The organism is Candidatus Electronema sp. PJ (assembly GCF_048287395.1).
Lineage (GTDB): Bacteria > Desulfobacterota > Desulfobulbia > Desulfobulbales > Desulfobulbaceae > Electronema.
The window spans coordinates 39,234-60,110 of record NZ_JBLWEO010000040.1 but is presented as its reverse complement, the minus strand read 5'-3'; the positions used below and the strand labels follow the sequence as shown (position 1 = coordinate 60,110).

The 20,877-nt window shown below is 53.4% G+C and carries 20 protein-coding genes and 1 tRNA gene; 16 read left to right on the top strand and 5 right to left on the bottom strand.

Annotated elements, in window-relative coordinates:
- The first annotated feature begins 10 nt into the window (after positions 1-10).
- The gene (locus ACNKIB_RS05965) at positions 11-2,089 is read left to right on the top strand and encodes a LysM peptidoglycan-binding domain-containing protein (RefSeq protein ID WP_417909633.1); all 2,079 of its coding nucleotides are present in this window, start codon (positions 11-13) and stop codon (positions 2,087-2,089) included.
- A gap of 36 nt (positions 2,090-2,125) precedes the next feature.
- Here the strand turns inward: ACNKIB_RS05965 and mqnB are convergent, their stop codons facing one another.
- A complete protein-coding gene (mqnB, locus tag ACNKIB_RS05960; RefSeq protein ID WP_417909632.1) occupies positions 2,126-2,785 on the bottom strand; it encodes a futalosine hydrolase in 660 nt (219 codons plus the stop codon).
- Between the two features lie 112 nt (positions 2,786-2,897).
- Between mqnB and ACNKIB_RS05955 the strand changes: the two genes are divergently transcribed.
- Together ACNKIB_RS05955 and queA are read left to right on the top strand one after the other, a co-directional pair.
- Positions 2,898-4,298, top strand: a complete 1,401-nt coding sequence (locus ACNKIB_RS05955; RefSeq protein ID WP_417909631.1) for a hypothetical protein — start codon at positions 2,898-2,900, stop codon at positions 4,296-4,298.
- Between the two features lie 79 nt (positions 4,299-4,377).
- Positions 4,378-5,472 (top strand): tRNA preQ1(34) S-adenosylmethionine ribosyltransferase-isomerase QueA, encoded by a 1,095-nt coding sequence (gene queA, locus ACNKIB_RS05950; protein ID WP_417909630.1) that lies wholly within the window; start codon positions 4,378-4,380, stop codon positions 5,470-5,472.
- 4 nt (positions 5,473-5,476) lie between these two features.
- Here queA and ACNKIB_RS05945 read toward each other — a convergent pair whose 3' ends face one another.
- The 3 genes from ACNKIB_RS05945 to ACNKIB_RS05935 form a co-directional block, all read right to left on the bottom strand.
- On the bottom strand, positions 5,477-5,872 hold the full coding sequence (locus ACNKIB_RS05945) for a PilZ domain-containing protein (RefSeq protein WP_417909629.1): 396 nt from the start codon (positions 5,870-5,872) through the stop codon (positions 5,477-5,479).
- Positions 5,857-7,197, bottom strand: a complete 1,341-nt coding sequence (gene bioA / locus ACNKIB_RS05940) for an adenosylmethionine--8-amino-7-oxononanoate transaminase (protein ID WP_417909628.1) — start codon at positions 7,195-7,197, stop codon at positions 5,857-5,859. The genes ACNKIB_RS05945 and bioA overlap by 16 nt, the downstream gene beginning before the upstream one ends.
- A gap of 336 nt (positions 7,198-7,533) precedes the next feature.
- A complete protein-coding gene (locus ACNKIB_RS05935; RefSeq protein ID WP_417909627.1) occupies positions 7,534-7,680 on the bottom strand; it encodes a hypothetical protein in 147 nt (48 codons plus the stop codon).
- A gap of 267 nt (positions 7,681-7,947) precedes the next feature.
- Between ACNKIB_RS05935 and ACNKIB_RS05930 the strand changes: the two genes are divergently transcribed.
- The 9 genes from ACNKIB_RS05930 to truB all read left to right on the top strand — a co-directional run bounded on the left by ACNKIB_RS05930 (position 7,948) and on the right by truB (position 15,676).
- Positions 7,948-8,325 (top strand): hypothetical protein, encoded by a 378-nt coding sequence (locus ACNKIB_RS05930; RefSeq protein WP_417909626.1) that lies wholly within the window; start codon positions 7,948-7,950, stop codon positions 8,323-8,325.
- 173 nt (positions 8,326-8,498) lie between these two features.
- Positions 8,499-8,574, top strand: a tRNA-Gly gene (locus ACNKIB_RS05925).
- A gap of 189 nt (positions 8,575-8,763) precedes the next feature.
- Positions 8,764-9,237 carry a ribosome maturation factor RimP gene (gene rimP / locus ACNKIB_RS05920; RefSeq protein WP_417909625.1) on the top strand — a complete coding sequence of 158 codons (474 nt, stop codon included), beginning with the start codon at positions 8,764-8,766 and terminating at the stop codon, positions 9,235-9,237.
- Between the two features lie 27 nt (positions 9,238-9,264).
- Positions 9,265-10,557 carry a transcription termination factor NusA gene (gene nusA / locus ACNKIB_RS05915; protein ID WP_417909624.1) on the top strand — a complete coding sequence of 431 codons (1,293 nt, stop codon included), beginning with the start codon at positions 9,265-9,267 and terminating at the stop codon, positions 10,555-10,557.
- 1 nt (position 10,558) lies between these two features.
- The gene (locus ACNKIB_RS05910) at positions 10,559-10,771 is read left to right on the top strand and encodes a YlxR family protein (RefSeq protein WP_417909623.1); all 213 of its coding nucleotides are present in this window, start codon (positions 10,559-10,561) and stop codon (positions 10,769-10,771) included.
- 56 nt (positions 10,772-10,827) lie between these two features.
- A complete protein-coding gene (gene infB / locus ACNKIB_RS05905; RefSeq protein WP_417909622.1) occupies positions 10,828-13,494 on the top strand; it encodes a translation initiation factor IF-2 in 2,667 nt (888 codons plus the stop codon).
- A 15-nt stretch (positions 13,495-13,509) separates the two neighbouring features.
- Positions 13,510-13,926 carry a 30S ribosome-binding factor RbfA gene (gene rbfA, locus ACNKIB_RS05900; protein WP_417909621.1) on the top strand — a complete coding sequence of 139 codons (417 nt, stop codon included), beginning with the start codon at positions 13,510-13,512 and terminating at the stop codon, positions 13,924-13,926.
- A complete protein-coding gene (locus ACNKIB_RS05895; protein WP_417909620.1) occupies positions 13,919-14,920 on the top strand; it encodes a DHH family phosphoesterase in 1,002 nt (333 codons plus the stop codon). The genes rbfA and ACNKIB_RS05895 overlap by 8 nt, the downstream gene beginning before the upstream one ends.
- A complete protein-coding gene (truB, locus tag ACNKIB_RS05890; RefSeq protein ID WP_417909619.1) occupies positions 14,921-15,676 on the top strand; it encodes a tRNA pseudouridine(55) synthase TruB in 756 nt (251 codons plus the stop codon).
- Positions 15,677-15,922: 246 nt separating this feature from the next.
- Here truB and ACNKIB_RS05885 read toward each other — a convergent pair whose 3' ends face one another.
- Positions 15,923-16,069: a hypothetical protein gene (locus tag ACNKIB_RS05885; RefSeq protein ID WP_417909618.1), complete on the bottom strand. Its 147-nt coding sequence runs from the start codon at positions 16,067-16,069 to the stop codon at positions 15,923-15,925.
- 266 nt (positions 16,070-16,335) lie between these two features.
- Here ACNKIB_RS05885 and rpsO point away from each other — a divergent pair, with 266 nt between their 5' ends.
- From rpsO to ACNKIB_RS05865, 4 genes are all read left to right on the top strand, one after another.
- The gene (rpsO, locus tag ACNKIB_RS05880; protein WP_417909617.1) at positions 16,336-16,605 is read left to right on the top strand and encodes a 30S ribosomal protein S15; all 270 of its coding nucleotides are present in this window, start codon (positions 16,336-16,338) and stop codon (positions 16,603-16,605) included.
- 82 nt (positions 16,606-16,687) lie between these two features.
- Positions 16,688-17,653: a TerC family protein gene (locus ACNKIB_RS05875; RefSeq protein ID WP_417909616.1), complete on the top strand. Its 966-nt coding sequence runs from the start codon at positions 16,688-16,690 to the stop codon at positions 17,651-17,653.
- Between the two features lie 69 nt (positions 17,654-17,722).
- On the top strand, positions 17,723-19,813 hold the full coding sequence (gene pnp, locus ACNKIB_RS05870; RefSeq protein WP_417909615.1) for a polyribonucleotide nucleotidyltransferase: 2,091 nt from the start codon (positions 17,723-17,725) through the stop codon (positions 19,811-19,813).
- Between the two features lie 92 nt (positions 19,814-19,905).
- On the top strand, positions 19,906-20,853 hold the full coding sequence (locus ACNKIB_RS05865; RefSeq protein ID WP_417909614.1) for a peptidylprolyl isomerase: 948 nt from the start codon (positions 19,906-19,908) through the stop codon (positions 20,851-20,853).
- The last annotated feature ends 24 nt before the right edge of the window (positions 20,854-20,877 follow it).

The following is a 20,877-nucleotide window of genomic DNA, read 5'->3' as shown; positions in this document are numbered from 1 at the left end:
GTTCTGTTATATGAAGAAAACAAAGAAAGTCATCTCATACATCATGCTACTGGTTCCACTTGCCCTGCCTGCGGGCTGTTCACCAGTCAGCACGGCCAGCGTGCAGGGTGCTGACCAGAAAAAAATGCAGGCTGATGACGAGGCTGAACAGTTACGACTCATTGTTGAACGTTATTTTGCCCAGCAGGAGCAGCAACAGAAGGCAGCCCAGCCTGCTGCTGTGCAGCAACTGCAAGCGGTCACCCCTCAGCAGCCAGCACAAGCCGCTACTCAAGAGTCAGGATCTGATGAGCCGGGACCTGCCTTAGTTGAATCGGAAGCGGAGCTGAAGGAAGAGCTGGAGGCCCTGAAAAAAACCGGTGACTGGAAGGCAGAAAATGTGGATGGCAGCCAAGCTGTCCAGTGCCAGCTGAACACCATCAAGACAGCGGTCATTGAAGGGCCAGACAGACCAGCCGTGCCGCTGGTCAATACTCCTTTGCCGCAACCAGTCGAGACAGCTGCTGCACTAAAGTCGGTCAAAAACAAAGTGGCAGCCCGGGGCGTGGGTTGTTTCCCGATGGTCGTCAATCGGCAGGTGCAATTTTACCTGAATCTTTTTCAGGGCAAGCAGCGGCGGCATTTTAGTCGCTGGCTGGAGCGTTCTTCACTGTACATGCCCTTCATTACCGCCGAGTTAGAAAAAGCCGGGCTGCCATTAGAACTCGCCTATCTGGCTATGATCGAATCTGGCTTTAATCCCTCTGCCTATTCACCCTCTCACGCCTCTGGGATCTGGCAATTTGTCCCTAGTACAGGCCGTAATTTTGGCCTGCGAGTGGATTCCGTGGCAGATGAACGCCGCGATCCGGAAAAATCGACCAAAGCGGCAGCTGCTTATCTGAAGGCTTTGTATCGGCAGTTCGGCGACTGGCACCTTGCGATAGCTGCTTACAATGCAGGTGAGGGTGCAGTTGAGCGGGGCTTGAAACGGTACAGGGTTAACAATTTTTGGGACTTAGCTCAACAGGATTATTTGCGGCTAGAGACCAAGCGTTATGTACCGCAAATGATTGCTGCGGCCTTGATCGCCAGTAGCCCGGAGCAATACGGCTTCAGAAGTATCAGGCAGCTGCGGCCTAGCCAATATGAACTGGTGCGGGTGCCGTCTGGCACGAATTTGAAGGCAGTGGCAGCCAGCGCGTCGGTGAGCGTTGAGCAGCTCCGCAGCCTCAACAACGATTTACTGAAAGACCAAATTCCAGCGAACAGAGGTGGCTGGCTGCTGAAGGTACCTGTAGGCCGCAGCGCACTAGTGGCGGCGAATCTGCCTAAGGCCGTTCAGGTTGCAGCTGCCCATCCTGCCGTTCCCGCCTCTGAGTACACCAGCCACAAAGTCGCCAAAAACGAGACCCTCCAGCAGATCAGCAAAAAGTACGGCATCAGCATGACCGCGCTCCTCAAGGTTAACAGCCTGCGTTCATCCAAGCTGAAGGCCGGACAGGTGCTGCGCGTTCCTTCCTCCTCCGCTACAGAGCAGATTGCGCTCGTGAAGAGCGAGCAAGCCTCTGGCCAGCAGCTTGCAGCAGTAGAAGAGGGTGCATCTGGGGAAAAGATCACGCACAAGCTGAAGAAGGGCGAAACCTTGTCTGATGTCGGCGAGAAGTATCATGTGCAGGTGGCAATGCTGATGAAGTGGAACAAGCTCAACAAGGCAGGCAAGGTCAAAGCTGGGCAAGAGCTGACTGTTTATCCGGCACAGGAGAAAGTGCAGGTGGCTGCCGCCGTAACAGAGGAGACCTCTTCTCAAAAAGATGTCATTGAACTGACTGCCGTAGGAACCAAACAAAAGCCTGGCGCGGAAGCCTGGCTGCATCAGGCTGCGCCGCAGAAGAAGGCTGGGGCAGTGGTGGTATTGTCTGGCAGCAAAAAGCAGAAGGCGGACAAGGAGAAAGAGGACACGGTGAGTTACTACAAAGTGCGCAATGGCGACTCACTCTGGTCCATCTCCAAGAAGCTGCAAGTCTCTGCCAAGGAGATCAAAGACTGGAATAGTCTTGGTGACAACGCGCTTCGACCTGGCCTCACGCTGATGATCAAAAACGGTTAACTTGGCTCATTCTCCAGGCTGAAGGAGATACTTCTTTCAGTCTTGCCGCAGCAGGGAGGAGACTGCTGCGGCAGCTGCTTTTCCTGCCCTACTACAGGCTTCTCGGAGCTGCCATTTTTGTTTATCCCGCTCTCCGGCCATATTGCTGATGCAGCGTAGCTCCACACAGGGTAAACCAAAGGCTTCGCAGACTCTCGCTACAGCTGCACCTTCCATATTCTCGCACAATCCCTGAAATTGTTGGCCTAGGATTCGCGCTCTTGCTTCCGTACCACTGGCGCAATTCACCGTAACAAAGGTTCCGGTTTGACAGACCAGGCCTGCCTGCTGCAAAGCGTGTTCAGTAACCCTGCGTAACCTCAGATCAAGAACAAAACGGTCTTTTACCTCCAAGCCCCGTTCGGCAAAACGTTCAATCCGCTCTGGCAGCCAGAGTCCTAAATCGCCCAGCACTTCCTGCTCTGCCAAGCAGATGTCCAACAGCCCGGCAGCCTTGTCAGGATACACCCCGGCTATGCCGAAATTCACCACGGCGTTGATCTGTCCGGCATAACGGTCGAGCAGAGAGGTCAGGGCAAAAGCTGTCTCCATTGGCCCAACGCCGGTGAGTAGTCGCAGGATAAAGGCATCCTCTCTCTCAGCAACCGCAAAAGCCTGCATCTCAAATTCAGTCGCTGCCGCGATGAGTATCGTCATGATCAGGCCGTCTCCTGGGGCAAGAATAGGCTATGCGCAAAGCCTTTCCGCAGGTATAATACAACCAGAACCTTGGAAGCGGCAATTTTCATCAACATGGAGGAGGCCGGTCATGATCTTTTCTTGCAGCAGAACAGACAGAAGGGGCGCAGCACAGCCTGAGCGCAGCCTGTTTACGTTCATATTCTTTCTCTCCTTTTTCTTGGCGGTAGCTGGTAGCGCATCTGCCGGATATGGCCCGAATGTTAAGTTGATCAAAGACGGCGGTGGCACGTGGGGATCAATTCTTGAAATGTCCGTAGAGTTGCATGGCTCGTCGGCTCGCTTTACTGTCCGCAAGAAGGACGGTCTGTGCTTCAACACAGAGAGCAACATTTCCATCAGAATCAGTAGCACCAATGGCAAGTCGCTTGCTTCGGAGATAGTACAGTTAGGTGACAACTCGGCCCGGTTGACTGTCCCCTTAGATGACCGTAGCTCCACCCAGAGTTACTATGCCTATTTGTTTAACAGCTATGGCCATGCGTGGGTTGGGCCGCTGAAGATCGGCGACTCTCCTGATATGTCCCCTGAAATTTCTCACACGGACAGGCCGATCATTCGTGAGGACTTTGTTGACTATCAACCAATGCGCGGTTCCAGACTAGAGCCGCCTCGGATTGATAATCGTCCCCGGACAGTCTTGGTTAATGAGCAGGTTAGTATCGCTGTCACGGTGAACTCTTGTCGTGACGGTGTACAGCTCCAGTGCTTTGCCGAGGACTCTAATCAAACTCGGAGCAATTATTATGAGTCTGAGAGGATTTGGTCAGACACGACAAAATATGTTTCTTTCAGCTTTAACCGACCTGGTATTAAGACCATCTTCTGCAAGACTCGGAATAACTGCTGCTCCAGTGCCTGGGCCAGCCGTTCTCTTAGGGTTAAAGAGCGGCCTAATGCTCCGCCGCAGCCGCCCCGAATTAGCCTTGATCCGGCTACTGCGTACGTGAACATCCCGGTACGTGTGCCAGTTTTGCCTGGCAGAGATTCTGATGGGGATCGGGTCAAAGTGAAATGCAGGGCTGAGGATTCTGACACAAGAGTTCCCCCCGGTTGGTTCAATTTTCCTCAGTGGACAGATGTCACATTCACCTTTGACAAGTCTGGCACTAAGACAATCTCCTGTGTCACGGTGGATCAAAAGGGTTTGGAAAGTCTCCGCACTAAACGATCAATCACCGTACTGGACAACACGCCAGACTACAAGAATAGCCGCACGGAAACCAAGATCAACATCTCAGTAGAAACCGGCCCAGACGGCACCAACAGCAAGGTCAAGGTACATACCAGCAAGAGCGATGACTGTGCTCCGTTCTGCAATGAGAGCAGCGACATCACCTATGACAAGCCATATCTCCCCGAAGACTATGGCTACCACGCAGATCCTGCGCAAGAGGACGAGGCAAGCTATTCACCTGAGCCGAAAGATGGTGATCCTGTCCGAGATGAAACAATACCAGATATGCCCTAACCTTCTCTGCTAGGGTCTTTTGGCTGCCGGATATTCTGTCCGGCAGCCCTCTTTTTTTTTCTCCCAACCTATTTTCAGCATGATGCCGGAAGACAATCTCCAGCCTGAATACCGGCTGTCATCCTACGATTATTTTCTCCCAGAACACCTAATTGCCCAGCAGCCTGTTGCGCAACGGGAGGAGTCCCGGCTTTTGGTGCTCGATTGTGTGGACAGCAAAACAACACACCGCCGCTTCGCCGAAATTGGCCAGATACTCCAGCCTGGCGACCTGTTGGTAGTCAACAATACCAAGGTTTTTCCGGCAAGACTCTTGGGTACCAAGGAGACCGGCGGCAGAGTAGAGCTGCTTTTGCTTCATTTTCCTGAAGCCAGCGACCAACAAGGCGAGGCAACAGCCTTAGCCTTGCTCCGCAGCTCCAAACGACCCCAGTTGGGCAGCCTGCTGTACTTTGCTGACGACCTTCAGGTCAGAGTAGAGGCCCTGTTGCCAGATGGCAAAGCCCGGGTCACCCTGTTGCATTCGCCTCTTGCTGATCTTGCCGCATTACTGGAGCAATACGGCCAGCTTCCTCTTCCTCCCTACATCAGAAGACCAGAGGGCAGCACCGCTGCTGATGCCTGCCGCTACCAAACCGAATATGCCTACCACGTTGGCTCAGTAGCAGCCCCGACTGCTGGGCTGCATTTCAGTCGCCGACTGCTTGCCGAGCTGGAAAAACAGGAAATAAAGCAGGCGGCGGTCACGCTCCATGTGGGTTATGGCACCTTTGCGCCAGTACGCAGCGATGACATCCGCCAACATGAGCTGCACAAGGAGTTTGTCCACATTCCTGCGGAAACCGCTGCGGTAATCAACTCAGTACGAGCCGCTGGCGGCAAAATTTGGGTGGTTGGCACCACCACTGCCCGCACCTTAGAGTTCGCCGCTGATGCAACTGGCCAGGTTGCCCCGTTTGCAGGCCTCTGTGGCTTGTATATCTATCCTGGCTACCAGTTTAAAGTGGTGGATAATCTGATCACCAACTTTCATCTGCCCCAGTCCTCTTTGCTTTTTCTCGTCTCAGCGTTGGTTGGGAGAGAACGGCTGCTGGCTGCCTACGCTGAGGCTGTGGCCCAAAACTATCGCTTCTTCAGTTACGGCGATGCCATGGCGGTTGTCGTCAAAAAATAACGCCTTATCCTTCTTCATCTTCAAGTACCTGAAAATTGACATCCCGGCCAAACTCACTGCTAACCAGCAATGGATCCTCTGCTTGATACAGCAGGGCAGTTTGCAGGAAGAGAAAACTGTCGTACTCCATCTCGGTAAATTCGATAGCCATGTTTTGGCCATTGATCCAGACCACTTTCCCTTTGGCCTGAAAATCTACAACTGGGCCAACTGACCCAGCTTGCCGCATCTCTATTTTGCAATCGTCACCTACAAATTGCGCAAAATGGCCTTTTACACACAGACCACCCATACTAAGATTACAAGTACTCTTCTCATATTTTGTTGATCCGAAATCTAGCTTTACATCTTGCTCGAAATTAATCCGAGTAAACCGGCGTATGCCTACGGTAGTTGCCATGTCCGCGCCCTGCTCAGGGATTTGTTAGAAACGAGTTGAAGCTGCGCCGCTTTGACAGCAGCGGAAGTGAGCTGAGTTAAGTCGTTGGAGGAAATGATATAAGGCGGCATCAAATAAATCAGCCTGCCAAAAGGCCGCAGCCATACCCCCTGTTCGACAAAAAAATGCTGGAGAGCAGCCAGATCTACTGGCTGCCGCATCTCGATTACGCCGATGGCTCCTAAGACCCGCACATCCGCGACCTTATCTCCTAAGCTGCGGGCAGGTTCGAGTTCCTGGCGAAGCTGCTGCGCAATCGCGGCAATCTTTTCCTGCCAATTGCTGTGCAGAAGCAGCTTGATGGAGGCGATTGCAACGGCGCAGGCTAAGGGATTTGCCATAAAAGTTGGCCCGTGCATGAAGACACCTGGCTCACCTTGGGAGATGGTTTGCGCTACGCTTTCGGTGCACAGGGTTGCGGCCAAGGTCAGGCAGCCGCCAGTCAAGGCTTTACCTAAACAAAGGAGGTCAGGACTGATGCCATCGCTGTGTTCAGCGGCAAACATCTTGCCAGTACGGCCAAAACCGGTGGCAATTTCGTCAAAAATCAGCAAGACATCGTAGCGAGTGCAGAGCTGGCGCAGTTCACGGAGATATTGGGGATGATAAAACCACATCCCACCGGCACCTTGGCAGATCGGCTCGATGATGATTGCGGCAATTTCCGCATGATGCTGGGCTAACAGGTCGCTGATCTCGGCCAGCTCTTCTGGCTGCCAGTGGTCAGCAAAGCGGCTTTGCGGACGAGGGACAAAAAACTGCTGCGGCAGGATGCGACGGAACAACGAATGCATTCCTGCCACTGGATCACAGACTGACATGGCATGAAAGGTGTCGCCATGATAGCCACCGCGCACCGTGAGCAGGCGGTGTTTTTCTGGCAGCCCTCTGGCCTGCTGGTATTGCAGGGCCATTTTCAAGGCAACCTCAACCGCCACTGAGCCAGAATCGGAAAAGAACACCTTGTCCAACCCAGCAGGAGTTAATTCAACCAAGAGACGGCCTAATTCCACGGCTGGTTCGTGCGTTAAGCCGCCAAACATGACATGGGCCATCTTCTCAGCTTGGGCACAGAGGGCCGCAGTCAGCACTGGGTGGCTGTAGCCGTGAATGGCCGTCCACCACGACGATACCCCGTCGATCAACTCGCGGCCATCCTGCAATGTGAGCCGCACGCCACGGGCTGACTCCACCCAATGCACCGGCATTGGCTCGGTCATCGAGGTGTACGGGTGCCAGAGGTGCTGGCGATCAAAAAGGGCAAGGTCAACAGGTGCAGGATGCATGGCTGAATAGATACAACCTCTCTCGCAGAGTAACCTCTCCGTTTCTCGGTACAAGCAAAGTAGCTCAATAGGAAAATTATCAGGGCAGATACGGAGCGTTGCCTTCTTTTGCGCCAGTATTGGCACAGCATAACTCCTGCATAACAGATACGCAACATATATGCTTGCGCTGCCTTTTTTTGCAACTCAGATCAGGTTGAACAGAACCAGCACGATGTTGTTGCCTGGCCTGCATTCAGCCAAACCAGGCTTGTTCTTTAGGAATCTAAGTCGCTCACCAAGGAGTTTGGCTCGGCAACAAAGGAGTTGTAGTCGGCCAGAAAGGAGTTTTGCCGACTAGCAAAGGAGTTCGGCTTGGCAGGAAAGAAGTCTGGCCGAGTAACAAAGGAGTTTGGCTTGGCCAAAGAGGAGTCTTGCCGACTTGGAAAGGAGTTGTAGTCGGCCAAACTCCTCTTCTGCCGACTTGCAAAGGAGTTTGGCCAAGCAGAACTCCTTTGTTGCCGACTAAAACTCCTTTCTTACCGAGCCAAACTCCTTGCTTATCCGCGCCAACTGGCTGGAAAGGTACTGCCTGAGCAAGATCAGGAAGATTATTTTGAGCATTTTCTGCGCAGCACGCAGTTTTTTCCTGTTTACCGGGTATGCAGCGCAACTCGCCCAAAAAAGACCCAGATTGAAGATCAGAGCCAGACCGTGTAAAGTGAACCGTACAGCCTTTTTTTCCTTAAAACCTGCGTGGAGGTTCCTGTTATGTGGCGAATGCTTATCGTGACGCTTTTTTTCCTTGTCCTGCCAGTTGCTTGCTCCTATAAACCAGTCCGGCATTTGGCCTCAGATGCGGCTTTAATCAAGGCCGGGGAATCTACCCGCAAAGATGTGTTGCGGTATTTGGGTGAGCCAGACAGTCGGCGCGTTATTGCGCCAGGGGTTGAGGAATATATGTACGCTGAGGAGCAGAAAAACCAGCTGGCTAACCTGCCTCTCATGGGCAAACTGGTTGCGCCTGCCAGTCAGGAAATGGTGATTGTCACCCTGAAGGAAGACCAGGTGGCGAGCTGCGAGTTTCGCCTGATGAAAAAAGATGATCAGGACTGGCGGGAAGAGGCAAAATGGGAGCCAGTGAAGTGACTGCTGGCCAGGCTTGGTTTTTCGCTTGTGCTCGCCCATGTTTGCGCATTGCTGCTTGACAAGAAATAATATATTGGCTATATAAAGCACTGTCCAAACGACTTGACAGTGGTGCAGCGCATCAGTAAGCTAATTTTTTGGCTTGCTGCCGCTGTACAAAAGGTCGGCGATGGGCGGGTGTAGCTCAGCTGGCAGAGCACAAGCTTCCCAAGCTTGGGGCCACGGGTTCGAACCCCGTTACCCGCTCCATGTACCGAGAAATTGTCAATCAGCCCGCTGGTTCTGCTGCTGTATAGGGTAGAAAAGTGGAATGCATTTTGATGTTTTTTGCAAGTGGGCTATGCCCGCTTTTTTTATTGTCTTTTTACAGAGCAGGAAAGCGTTTCTTGCATTGGTATGGCCGCTGGATTAATCCAGCTGAAGAAAGGAAGGCAGCTTGTGAGCGCAGCAGACCGGATTATCAAAGCAGTAGAGGGCTTGGCTCGCCCGATTACCGAGGAAATGGGACTGGAGCTGCTCGAGGTGCAGTTCCGGCAAGAGTCTGGCCATTGGATACTGCGGCTGTTCATCGACCGCGAACAGGGCGGAATCAATGTTGATATCTGCGCGTCAGTGAGCAGACAGCTCAGTGCCTGCTTAGAAGTGGAGGATATCATCAGTCATGCCTATATGCTGGAGATTTCCTCGCCTGGCGCAGAACGACCTCTCAAGCGGCCAGAGGATTTTGTTCGCTTTGTCGGTCGCCGGGTCAAAATTAAGCTCAATGAACCGATAAGTGGCGAGTATGCCTTTTTTGGCATCTTAACCGCAGCGGATATCGACAACAAACAGATCACGCTTGCTCTGGACAATGCTGAACAGATGACGATTGATCTTGAAGCGATGGCGAAAGCCCGTCTGTGCCTAGAGTAGGCAGCAGATAGTAGGGGAGATAAGAGCATGTCAGAATTAAAAAGAATACTTGATCAGATCTGCCGCGACAAAGGCATTGATCGTACTCTGATGGTAGAGGCGATTGAAGAGGCAGTGCGCTCGGCAGTACGGAAAAAATACGGCGGCAAGCGCGATGTGGAGGTGCAGTTCAACGAGGAACTGGGGGAGATCGAGGTCTTCCGTTACCGCACCGTGGTTGATGATGTCTGGGATGAGGAGTCGGAGATCCACATTGATGAGGCCCGCAAACTTGCTCCTGATATCGAGTTAGAAGAAGATCTCGGCGAAAAACTGGACAACGTTGCTGAACTGGGGCGGATTGCCGCGCAATCCGCCAAGCAGGTGATCATCCACCGGATGCGGGATGCAGAGCGGGAAGTGGTGTTTGATATGTTCCGCGACCGGGAAGGCACCATTGTTGATGGCATAGTTCAGCGGTTTGAACGGGGTAAAATGATTGTTAACTTGGGCCGCACCGATGCTGTACTGCCGCGTGAGGGCCAAATTCCCAAACGTTCCTACAAGCAGGGCGACCGCATCCGGGCGTATCTCCAGGAGGTCCGCCATGATGCGCGTGACTCGCAGCTGCTCTTGAGCCGTACCTGCAATGAATTCCTGATCAAGCTCTTTGAGCTGGAAGTGCCGGAAATCGCCGAAGGCATTGTCAAGATTATGGGGGCTTCGCGCGAGCCAGGTTTCCGAGCCAAAATCGCTGTGACCTCCTCTGAGTCAGATGTGGATCCTGTTGGGGCCTGTGTCGGCGTAAAAGGGGCGCGGGTGCAGAATGTGGTGCAGGAACTGCAAGGTGAGCGCATCGATATAGTTCCTTGGAGTCCTGATCCAGCCAAATATGTCAGCAATGCCTTGGCTCCAGCAGAGGTCAGCATGGTTATTGTCGATGAAGATCGGCATTCCTTGTTAGCCATCGTACCTGATGACCAGCTCTCCTTGGCTATTGGCCGACAAGGGCAAAACGTGCGCCTGGCGGCCCGCCTGTTGAGCTGGCGGATTGATGTGAAGAGCGAGCAGCATTACGAGAACATGACCCGGCCTGGATATCAGACTCTCCTGGAAATAGATGGTCTCGACGATGAAGCCGCTGATAAGCTGGCTGAGGCAGGTATTGACTCGGCAACAAAGCTGGCAGCAGCCTCTCTGAGCGAAATTGCCGAGCTGACCGGCGTTGATGAAGATCAAGCCGCCCTGATAAAGCTCCAGGCCGCTGATTTTGCCCCGCCAAAAGCAGAGCTAGAGTCGCAGTCTGTGGATAACGGGATGCCACAGGACTTAGCAGACTGAGTTGAAGCGCGGGCATATCCCGATCCGCACCTGTAAGGGCTGCGGGCAAAAGCGGCCAACCACAGAGCTAATCCGGTTGATTTATGATCATGGTCTGCGCGAGGACAAAGATAAATGCTTGCCGGGACGGGGCGTGTATTGCTGCCAGAATGGCCAGTGTCGCCTCCGGCTAGAAAAGAACAAAAAAGGCTTGCGGCGGGCGTTTCGCCTTTAAGCCTCTACAGATTGCAGTTATACTACGTACGGCAAGAAAGGTCACGGGAGCAATTGATGAGCAGGATCCGCATTTACGATTTGGCGAAAGAGGCCGGTCTCAAAGGTAAAGAACTGGCAGACAAGCTGGCGGAGATGGGCTATCCGATCAAAAGCCCCAGTTCCACAGTGGATGACGACATGGCTGCCGATATCCGCCGCAAGGTGCTGGGCAAGGCAACTGCCGAGATGACAGACAAACCCATCGGCGTAAAACACAGAGGTGCGGACATGCCTGATAGAGGCGCGTCGGTGATCCGGCGCAGATCCCGTGATCAGAAGGAATATCTTGCCCGGCAAGCAGAAGAGGCTGCGGCAAAAGCAGCTGCAGAGCAGTCGGCAAAACGAAGCGCGGCAGAGGTAGAGCAGCAGGCGCAGGTTGCTGCCGGGCAGGAGGCTGTGCCAACGGAACAGGGCAAGGTAGTCTCTGCTGCTGATAGGCCGAAAAGAGAAGCGAGTGACGGCAGGCCTCAACCGCCGAAACGAGCTAAAGGTTTGGCGCGAATTATCGGTCAAGTGGAAATTCCGGTGGCTGCCGAGGAACCAAGAAGATCAGGTCGTCCAGGCAGTTCAAGCGGCAGTGCTAGGCCGCAGGGACAAGGCGGCGGCGCGGCTACTGCTGCCCCACGGCCTCCCCGAAGAGATGCGGTGGCCAGCACTGCATCTCCAGGTACTACTGCTCCAGGTGCTGCTGATAAAAATCGCAGCAGCCGACCTAAGAAAGGCGGCAAGCGAGTAGGGACAGGGGGCGGGGAAGAGGATAGTCGAGCTAAGAAAAGCGGCAAGATTAGCCGGGGTAAGGGAGGACGGCAGCCTCTGGCTATTTCCAGCACCGGCGATGAGCTGATGCCTCTGCATGGTCGGCGTAAAAAGGAAAAGCGGGCCAAAAATAAACCACAGCCTGTCCCAGTCGCTGAAACTAAAGCGATCAAGCGGCGGATCACTGTCTTTGAAACTATCAGTGTTGGTGATCTAGCCAAGCGAATGGGTGTCAAGGCAGGCGAGGTCATTGCCAAGCTGATGAAGCTGGGTGTGCTGGCTACTCTCAACCAAGCTTTGGATGTCGATACCGCTGCACTGGTGGCTGCGGATTTTGGCTACGAGGTTGGCCAGGGGATGACCGAAGAGCTGGGCGTGGAAGCCCTCCAAGCCGAAGAAGAAAAAGGCGGTGAGCGGAAACTCCGCTTCCCAGTGGTCACGGTCATGGGCCATGTTGATCATGGCAAAACCTCAATTCTTGATGCGATACGTCGAACGGACGTGGCCGCAGGCGAGGCAGGTGGCATCACTCAGCACATTGGGGCTTATCACGTACAGGCTCCGTCTGGCGATATTACCTTTGTTGATACTCCTGGCCATGCTGCCTTTACCGAGATGCGTGCCCGTGGTGCTAAAGTCACGGATATCGTTGTGCTGGTAGTAGCGGCGGATGACGGCGTGATGGAGCAGACCAAGGAAGCTATAGCCCATGCTCAGGCCGCTGAGGTGCCGATTGTCGTGGCGATCAATAAAATCGACAAAGACAATGCCGATCCAGCGCGGGTTATCCGTGAGCTGGGCGATTTTGGCCTCATCCCAGAGGCCTGGGGCGGCAGTACGATTTTCTGCGAGACCTCAGCCAAGAAAGGCCTCGGCATTGCCGAGTTGCTGGAGAGCATTCAGCTACAGGCTGAAATTCTCGAACTGACTGCTGATCCTGCCCGAAAAGCACGCGGTACGGTCATTGAGGCCCAGCTCCACAAAGGTCGTGGGCCAGTAGCCACAGTGTTGGTGCAGGAAGGTACGTTACGACCTGGCGACTACTTTATCGCCGGTCAATTCAGTGGTAAAGTACGCAGCCTGATGAACGAACGCGGTGAACAGGTCACTGAAGCCGGGCCGTCGATTCCGGTCGAGGTGCAGGGACTGGCTGGCGTGCCGCAAGCAGGCGACGAGTTCATGGTCGTCAAAGACGAAAAAATGGCCAAAGCAGTCTCCGATGCCCGTCAGCTCAAGCTGCGTGAGTTGGAGCTGGCTGCTGCCTCTAAGGTCTCGCTCAACAATCTGTTCGAGAAGATGGCCGAGCAGAGTATGAAGGAGCTGCGCGTGGTGCTGCGTGCCGACGTACAGGGCACTCTCCAGGCTTTTGGCCAGGCAGCAGAAAATCTCTCCACCGATATAGTCCGGGTACGGGTATTGCACGAGGGAGCGGGCGCGATCACCGAGAACGACATTCTGCTGGCTTCGGCCTCAGAGGCGGTGATCATTGGCTTCAACGTACGGCCCTCAGCTAAGGTGAAAGAGCTGGCCGAGCGTGAGCATGTTGATATTCGCACCTACGATGTCATCTACCATGCTCTTGAAGACATTGAAAAGGCGATGGCTGGAATGCTCGATCCTGAGTTGCGGGAACGGGTGATCGGTTCTGCCGAAGTACGTGAGACCTTCTCTGTACCCAAAGTGGGTACCATTGCCGGTTGTCAGGTAGTTGAGGGCAAGATCGAGCGAAGTGCGCATGTTCGGGTGCTGCGCGATTCCGTCGTCATCTATACTGGTAAAATTGTCTCGCTGCGTCGTTTCAAGGATGACATGAAAGATGTCGCAGCAGGTTATGAGTGTGGCATCGGGATTGATAAATACAACGATGTCAAGGTAGGCGACATTCTGGAAGCCTTCCATGTCGATAAAATCGCCGCCACGCTGTAAGGAGGGCAGCCCCTTATGATCAGGCAGGATTTCAACTTCACCCTGCCCGGCCTGGGCAGACCAAAAAGCACCCGTCCTGAACGGATCGGTGAGGCAGTGCTCCAAGAGCTGTCCGTGCTACTGCGCCAGGAGGCGCGGGATGCACGGCTAGCGCGGGTGGCCTTTTCCAGGGCACAGGTCACGCCTGACCTGAAGCAGGCGAAAGTCTGGTTCACCGTGCCAGAAGGTTTCAATGCCACTGAAGTGCTTAAGGCATTGCGGAAGGCCGGTGGTTTTTTTCGCTCACATTTGGCCCGCACTCTGAACATGCGCTGCACGCCAGAGCTACTCTTCTTTCATGATCGGCAGAACGAGGAGATGGAGCGGATCGAACGGCTCTTCAGAGAGATCAACCAGGAACAGAAAACCGAAGACAGCGGGGAAAGTGAATAGAAAAGCAGCCCGGCAGGCCATAGAAGCAGTTCACAATTTCGTGTTAGCTACCCATGTCCGTCCTGATGGTGACGCGCTGGGATCGCTGTTTGGCTTGGCTAGAATTCTCACCCAAATGGGCAAGCAAGCGGTTTGTTATCTTGAGGAGATGCCTACAGAAGTCCACAGTGTCCTTGCTGCTGGGCTACGGTTAGAAACGGATATTGACCGTATCCATACGTTTGCTGGAGAATGCGGCCAGGATATCATGGGCATCTGCTTGGACTGCGGCGACATGGCCAGGTTGGGCAAAAATGGGGCCGTCCTGCGCGAGATCAAGCCCTTTCTGGTTATTGACCACCATCAAGGCAACAGTGGCTTTGGCGATCTGCACTGGATTGAGCCGCATCGCTCCTCGACTGGCGAGATGGTCTATGATCTGGCGGTTGAGTTGGGTGCAGCCGAGGAGCTGTCACTGGAAGCCGCCGAATGCCTCTACACCGCCATCGTTACCGATACTGGTTCATTTCAGTACAACTGTACCTCAGCGCATACTCTAGCCGTTGCCAGCCGCCTGCTCAACCGGGGAGTCAAGCCTGCCCTGATCAGCGAGCGACTTTACGATAATGCCTCCTTTGGCAGCCTTCAGCTCATGCAGCTTGTGCTGTCCACTCTCCAAACTTTTTTCGACGACCAAGTTGCGGTTATTCAGGTTTCCCGGAAAATGCTGGAAACCACTGGCACTGACTATGAGGACTGCGACGGCCTGATTAACTTCCCGCGTTCTATCAAAGGAGTGCGAGCGGCAGTTTTTCTCAAGGAGCGAAAGGACGACGAGGTTTCGGTCAGCATACGGGCCAAGGGTGACTGCGATGTGGCCTGGGCAGCGGCGCAGTTTGGCGGCGGCGGCCATAAAAATGCGGCAGGCTTTCGTCTCCACGGTAGCAGCATGGAGCAGGTGCGGGACATGCTCTTGCCGGTGTTAGAGCAGGCTCTGCGGCAAGGAAGTCTTTGATTGGTCGAACTGAAGAGAGACGCTATCGAATCTGCCGCTGGGGTTGTGCTGGTTGACAAGCCTGTTGGCATGACTTCTTTTGCCGTCGTGCAGAAGCTGCGGCGACTGTTGGGTATTAAAAAGATTGGACACACTGGTACCTTGGATCCGTTTGCCAGTGGCCTGCTGATTCTCTGTGTTGGCCGCGAGGCAACCCGGCATATTGACCAGTTTATGGGAGGCCGGAAGACGTATCACGCTGTTCTCCAGCTTGGTCAGGAGACCGATACCCTTGACCTGGAAGGTCGGGTAACAGCGGTCAAGCCAGTGCCAGAACTGACTGCCGAGGGCATAGCCACCCTGCTGGCGGAATTTGTCGGTCCGCAGCTACAGGCCCCGCCCGCCTATTCAGCGGCCAAATATCAGGGTAAGCCGCTTTATCACTACGCCCGTCAAGGCATTGTGATCGAGAAAGAGGCCAAGCCCATTGAAATTTATAGCCTCGACTTGCACAACTATGATACGGTGACGGCCCAGCTTGCGGTGACTGTCTCATGCAGCCGAGGCACGTACATCCGAGTGCTGGCAGCAGATATAGGCCGCAGACTAGGCTGTGGGGCACATCTCACCGCCTTGCGCCGTACCTACAACGGAGGTTTTACGGTCGAGGAGGCGGTTGACGGGGTACAGCTTTTTTCTGGCTCAGACGCACTTGCCCTGCTCCAGGCTGGAATGCTGACGGTAGAGAAGGCGTTGGCCCGGACTGAGCCGCAATAGATATCTTCCAGAAGCCAACACGTCAAGAAGAAGCGGTGCGTTTTTTTATGTAACGCTGAGAAAATATTCTTTTCTTGCTCGTTGGCAAAGGAGTTTGGCTTGGCAACAGAGAAGTTGTAGCGACTAGAAAAGGAGTTGAACTGAGCCAAAGAGGAGTCGTACTGACCTGGAAAGGAGTTTTGTTGAGCTACAAAGGAATCTTGCCGAGTTAGAAAGGAGTTGTACTTGGCCAAACTCCTTTGTGGCTCAACAGGAAAGCAGTTTGGCCAAGCCGAATTCCTTTTCTGCCGAGTACAACTCCTTTGCCAGTCGGTAGAACTCCTCTTTGGCCGAGCTAAACTTCTTGGCCAACGAGCGATACTCTTCCCTGGCATCGTAGCACAGCTCTTTCACAACCTACGGAAGATGTCGAAGAGCGCATGACAACTCAGGAAAACGGTTCGTTTCTTGCTGCAACCTGATGGCTGCTGGTTGTACTATGAACTCAACCATTCTTGTGAATAAAACAGCTGTTCCGCAAAGGGCGAAGCAGCGGATTGCCTCCCGCATCTCATTCCTCAGGTGCGGAGCAGCAGGCAATTATGTATCCAGACTCCGGCGAGGCAGAGGAAAATAAGCTTTGCCGACAGCAGAAGGACACCCTTCTTTGGAGGCTTATCATGGCACAAGACACAACAAAGAAAAAAGAAATCATCGGCAAATTCGCTGCCCATGAGGGCGACACCGGTTCGCCAGAAGTGCAGATCGCGCTGATTTCCGACCGGATCACCTATCTTACCGAGCATTTCCAGACGCATGTCAAGGACCATCATTCTCGCCGAGGTCTGCTGAAATTGGTTGGCCAGCGGCGCAGCCTGCTCCAATACCTGCGAAAAAAGGACATCAATCGCTACCGCACAGTGATTCAGGCTTTGGGTATTAGGAAGTAGCAGTCAGCAGTTATGTTTTTTGTCTCCAGCCGTGTTTCGGCTGGAGACGTAGTTTTTATCAACAGATTGACAAAATATTCCCATGCTTCTTCCTTGGCTTCTCTTCATCCTGCTCATTCTTTCCCTGCTCTTTCTTGATCTGGGCGTATTTCATAAGCAGGATAAGGTCATTAATGCCAAAGAAGCCATCCAGTGGACGATTTTCTGGGTTTTTCTCGCCCTTCTCTTTAATGTCTTCATTTATTATGCCTACAGCCATAATTGGCTGGGCATCGGCATAGGTGAACATGCGCTAAAATCCGGTAAAGATGCGGCCCTGAAGTTTTTCACTGGTTATATCATTGAGAAGTCTCTAAGCTTAGATAATATTTTTGTTATTGCCATGATATTTTCCTATTTCAAAGTGGAGGGGAAATATCAGCACCGGGTCTTGTTCTGGGGCATCTTGGGTGCCTTGGTCATGCGTGGCGCAATGATCCTTGCCGGAACCGCCTTGATTCAACAATTTGACTGGATGATTTATGTCTTTGGTGGCTTTCTCATTCTTACCGCAATTAAAATGCTTTTTGCGGGAGATGAAGAAATTGAGCCTGAGAAAAACATTCTGATCAAAGTGGCAAGAAGATTGTTTCCCGTCTCCCCGACCTTTGAAGGGCAAAAGTTTTTCACGACCATGAACGGCAAAAAAGCCATCACGCCGCTGTTTTTGGTGCTGCTGATTGTTGAAAGCACAGATGTTTTATTTGCTGTGGATTCCATTCCAGCAATTTTCGCCGTCACTACCGACCCCTTTATCGTCTTCACCTCGAATGTTTTTGCCATTCTCGGTCTCCGCTCGTTGTATTTTGCTTTGGCCGCACTGATTGACAAGTTCCGCTATTTGAAACTCAGTCTGGTTTTCGTGCTGGCCTATGTCGGCGTAAAGATGATCCTATCGCATTCGTATTCGATTCCGACCACAGTTTCTCTAGGTATCATTGCTACCATCCTCTGCACAGGTGTGGCAGCCTCGATGTTTATCAGCGGAAAAGAGGATGCCAATAAATAATTTGACCAAATAACACAGAAGAAAAGACCCGGCCATCAGCCCGGGATAGCTGAACGCAAAGGAGTTTGCATGTACAAGAAAACAGAAGTTGAGATCGGCGGTCGTAACATGGTGTTTGAGACCGGCAAAATGGCCAAGCAGGCTGACGGCTCCGTGTTGGTTTCCTGCGGGGATACGATGGTGCTGGTCACGGTGGTGGCAGAGAAAAGAGAAAAAGAAGACATGGGCTTCATGCCCTTGACTATAGAATATCAGGAACGGCTGTATGCCGCAGGCCGGATTCCGGGCAACTATTTCCGTCGCGAAATCGGACGGCCTTCCGAAAAGGAAATTTTGACCAGCCGCTTGATCGACCGACCGCTGCGGCCTTTGTTTCCCAAAGGCTACCGGGCAGAAACCCAGCTCATTGCCACTGTCTTTTCGGCAGAGCAGGAGATTGATCCCGATATTTTAGCCATGAACGGCGCTTCAGCGGCCTTGATGCTTTCCGATATTCCTTGGAACGGGCCGGTTGCCGCAGCCAAAGTCGGTTATATTGACGGGCAGTACGTCCTTAATCCCAGCAAGAGCCAGCTCGCGCAGTCAGCCATGAATCTGGTAGTGGCCTGTTCCGAAGCCGCTGTGATCATGGTAGAAGGTCGCACCGCTGAGTTAAGCGAGGAAGTGGTGCTAGATGCGATTTTCTTTGCGCATCAAGAACTTCAGTCGCTGATCGCGACCCAGAAACAACTTCAGGCTGAAGCGGGCAAGCCCAAACGGACTGTCACCCCGCCGGTGGTCAACGAAGCCCTGAAGAGCAAAGTAGAAGAGCTGGCTGCCGCAGGGATAGAGGCCGTCGTTGCCACAGCCGAGAAAATGGAGCGCAGCAGTCGCTACGATGCCCTCAAAGCGGAAGTGCTGGCGGGCATTGAGCCAGAGCTGTATAAAAAGGAAGACGAAGTTGCCGATATGCTCGACGCATACCGGAAAAAGATTATGCGCGACCGCATCGTCAATCAGGGCATCCGCTTAGACGGTCGCCGCCATGATCAGGTGCGTCCTATTACCTGTGAAGTTGGGGTGCTGCCCAAGGCACATGGCTCGGCACTCTTCACGCGCGGTGAAACCCAGGCTCTGGTGGTTGCCACGCTGGGTTCTGAGCGGGATGAGTTACACATTGAAGGACTGACCGGCGATGTCTATCGCCGCTTCATGCTCCATTATAATTTCCAGCCGTTCTGTGTGGGCGAGGTACGTGCCCTGCGTGGCCCGAGCCGCCGTGACATTGGCCACGGCACCTTAGCCCGCCGAGGCATTGAGGCTGTATTACCAGATCCTGCTCATTTTCCCTACACCATGCGAGTGACTTCAGAAGTGCTGGAGTCTAACGGCTCTTCGTCAATGGCCACGGTTTGCGGCGGTAGTTTAGCCCTGATGGATGCGGGTGTACCGATTAAAGCCCCAGTTTCTGGTGTGGCAATGGGGCTAATCAAAGAAGGCGACAAAATCGTGGTGCTGACCGATATCCTTGGCGACGAAGATCATCTCGGCGACATGGATTTCAAGGTTGTGGGTACGGCTTCTGGTATCGCTTCTTTGCAGATGGACATCAAAATCGATGGTGTGAGTCGCGATATCATGGGTAATGCCTTGGCTCAAGCCAAGGAGGGTCGCCTGCATATCCTCGGCAAGATGGAAGAAGCACTTGGCATTCCGCGCACAGAAATTTCTGATCATGCGCCGCGTTATGTCACCATGAAGATCAGCCAAGACAAAATCCGCGATATCATCGGGCCAGGCGGTAAGATCATTCGTGAGCTGACCGCCGAGTTTGATGCCAAAATCGACGTGGATGATGATGGCACAATCAAAATCTTCTCTAAGACCAATGAATCCGCCGCTGCTCTGATCGCCCGGATTGAAGGGATGACCGCCATGCCGGAGGTCGGCAGGGTATATGATGGTCTGGTTAAGACGATCAAGGATTTCGGTGCATTTGTCGAAATCCTGCCAGGTACAGACGGCATGGTGCATATTTCTGAGCTGGCCGTGCAGCGGGTGAACAAGGTTGAAGATGTTCTCAAGGAAGGAGATCGGATCAAGGTTAAGGTACTGGATGTTGATAGTCGGGGCCGCATCCGTCTGAGCCGCAAGGCGGTGTTGGAAGAAGGCAAAGCCTAAAGAGCCGCACCGCTGCCGGGTTTGAGGAAAGCGGGCTTGCGGCAGCCCGCTTCCTTTCTGCTTCCTTCGATGTGCAGATCACAGGGTGAGATATGATGAAGAGCGTATGCAGTAGTCTGGCCGTGTTTATCTTTCTGCTGGCCTCCTTGGCCAGGGCGGGCGAGGTAATAGATTCCTGTGCCGCTGTGGTCAATCAAGATGTCATTACTGTTTCTGAAGTCGAGGAGGCTGGTAAACCGGTCTTTGAACGGATCAAGCTAGAAGTCTCACCCAGCCAGCAGGTCGAAGCCCTGCATCAGGCTAGGAAGAACGTGATTGCCAAGTTGGTCGAAAAACATCTCCTCCTTCAGCAAGCCGAGCAGATGAAGATTTCGGTCACAGACGCAGAAGTTGAGGCCGCGCGGAAGGATATTTTGGAGCGCGGCGGTGTCAACGAAGAGGAGTTTAAGGCCGAGTTGGTGAAAATGGGACTGACCGAGCAGCAGTACCGCGAAAACCTCAAGGAGCAGATCCTCAGCTCCAAGCTGGTCGGTTACGCAGTCCGTTCTAAGGTGGTGGTGCCGGAAGAAAAGATCAAGGCGTACTACGAGGAAAACTACATGGCCAAAGCCTCGGGTTATCACTTGCTCCAAATCGGCTTTGCTTTTGGCGATTCAAAGCAGGCTGCTGAAAAGAAGGCCGAGGAAGTGCGTAATCTTGCCGTATCAGGTCAGGATTTCCAGGAACTGGCCCGGCAGCGTTCTGAGCTTCCCTCTGCTGCGGACGGCGGCGACATCGGTGTGTTAAAGATTGAAGAAATGGCACCCTCCATGCGGGAGGCGGTGACATCGCTTCAGCCTGGTGGTATTAGCCCAGTGGTAGAAACTCCAGACGGCTTTATAATCTTCAAGCTCCTCTCCTCTGGCCAGGACACAACCAAGGCTCCTTACGAGTCAGTCAGGAACGAAATTCACGAAATCCTGCGTAAGCAGGAGCTGGAGGCGCGCTACAAAACGTGGATTGAGGAAATCCGCAGCGGAGCTTACATCAGGATTTTATGACAGCGCAGCCGCAGAACAACCACA

Coding starts and splice junctions, on each gene's coding strand:
- ACNKIB_RS05965 (WP_417909633.1), top strand. CDS start 11: ATGAAGAAAACAAAGAAAGTCATCTCATACATCATGCTACTGGTTCCA.
- mqnB (WP_417909632.1), bottom strand. CDS start 2,785: ATGACGATACTCATCGCGGCAGCGACTGAATTTGAGATGCAGGCTTTT.
- ACNKIB_RS05955 (WP_417909631.1), top strand. CDS start 2,898: ATGATCTTTTCTTGCAGCAGAACAGACAGAAGGGGCGCAGCACAGCCT.
- queA (WP_417909630.1), top strand. CDS start 4,378: ATGATGCCGGAAGACAATCTCCAGCCTGAATACCGGCTGTCATCCTAC.
- ACNKIB_RS05945 (WP_417909629.1), bottom strand. CDS start 5,872: ATGGCAACTACCGTAGGCATACGCCGGTTTACTCGGATTAATTTCGAG.
- bioA (WP_417909628.1), bottom strand. CDS start 7,197: ATGCATCCTGCACCTGTTGACCTTGCCCTTTTTGATCGCCAGCACCTC.
- ACNKIB_RS05930 (WP_417909626.1), top strand. CDS start 7,948: ATGTGGCGAATGCTTATCGTGACGCTTTTTTTCCTTGTCCTGCCAGTT.
- nusA (WP_417909624.1), top strand. CDS start 9,265: ATGTCAGAATTAAAAAGAATACTTGATCAGATCTGCCGCGACAAAGGC.
- infB (WP_417909622.1), top strand. CDS start 10,828: ATGAGCAGGATCCGCATTTACGATTTGGCGAAAGAGGCCGGTCTCAAA.
- rbfA (WP_417909621.1), top strand. CDS start 13,510: ATGATCAGGCAGGATTTCAACTTCACCCTGCCCGGCCTGGGCAGACCA.
- rpsO (WP_417909617.1), top strand. CDS start 16,336: ATGGCACAAGACACAACAAAGAAAAAAGAAATCATCGGCAAATTCGCT.
- ACNKIB_RS05875 (WP_417909616.1), top strand. CDS start 16,688: ATGCTTCTTCCTTGGCTTCTCTTCATCCTGCTCATTCTTTCCCTGCTC.
- pnp (WP_417909615.1), top strand. CDS start 17,723: ATGTACAAGAAAACAGAAGTTGAGATCGGCGGTCGTAACATGGTGTTT.
- ACNKIB_RS05865 (WP_417909614.1), top strand. CDS start 19,906: ATGATGAAGAGCGTATGCAGTAGTCTGGCCGTGTTTATCTTTCTGCTG.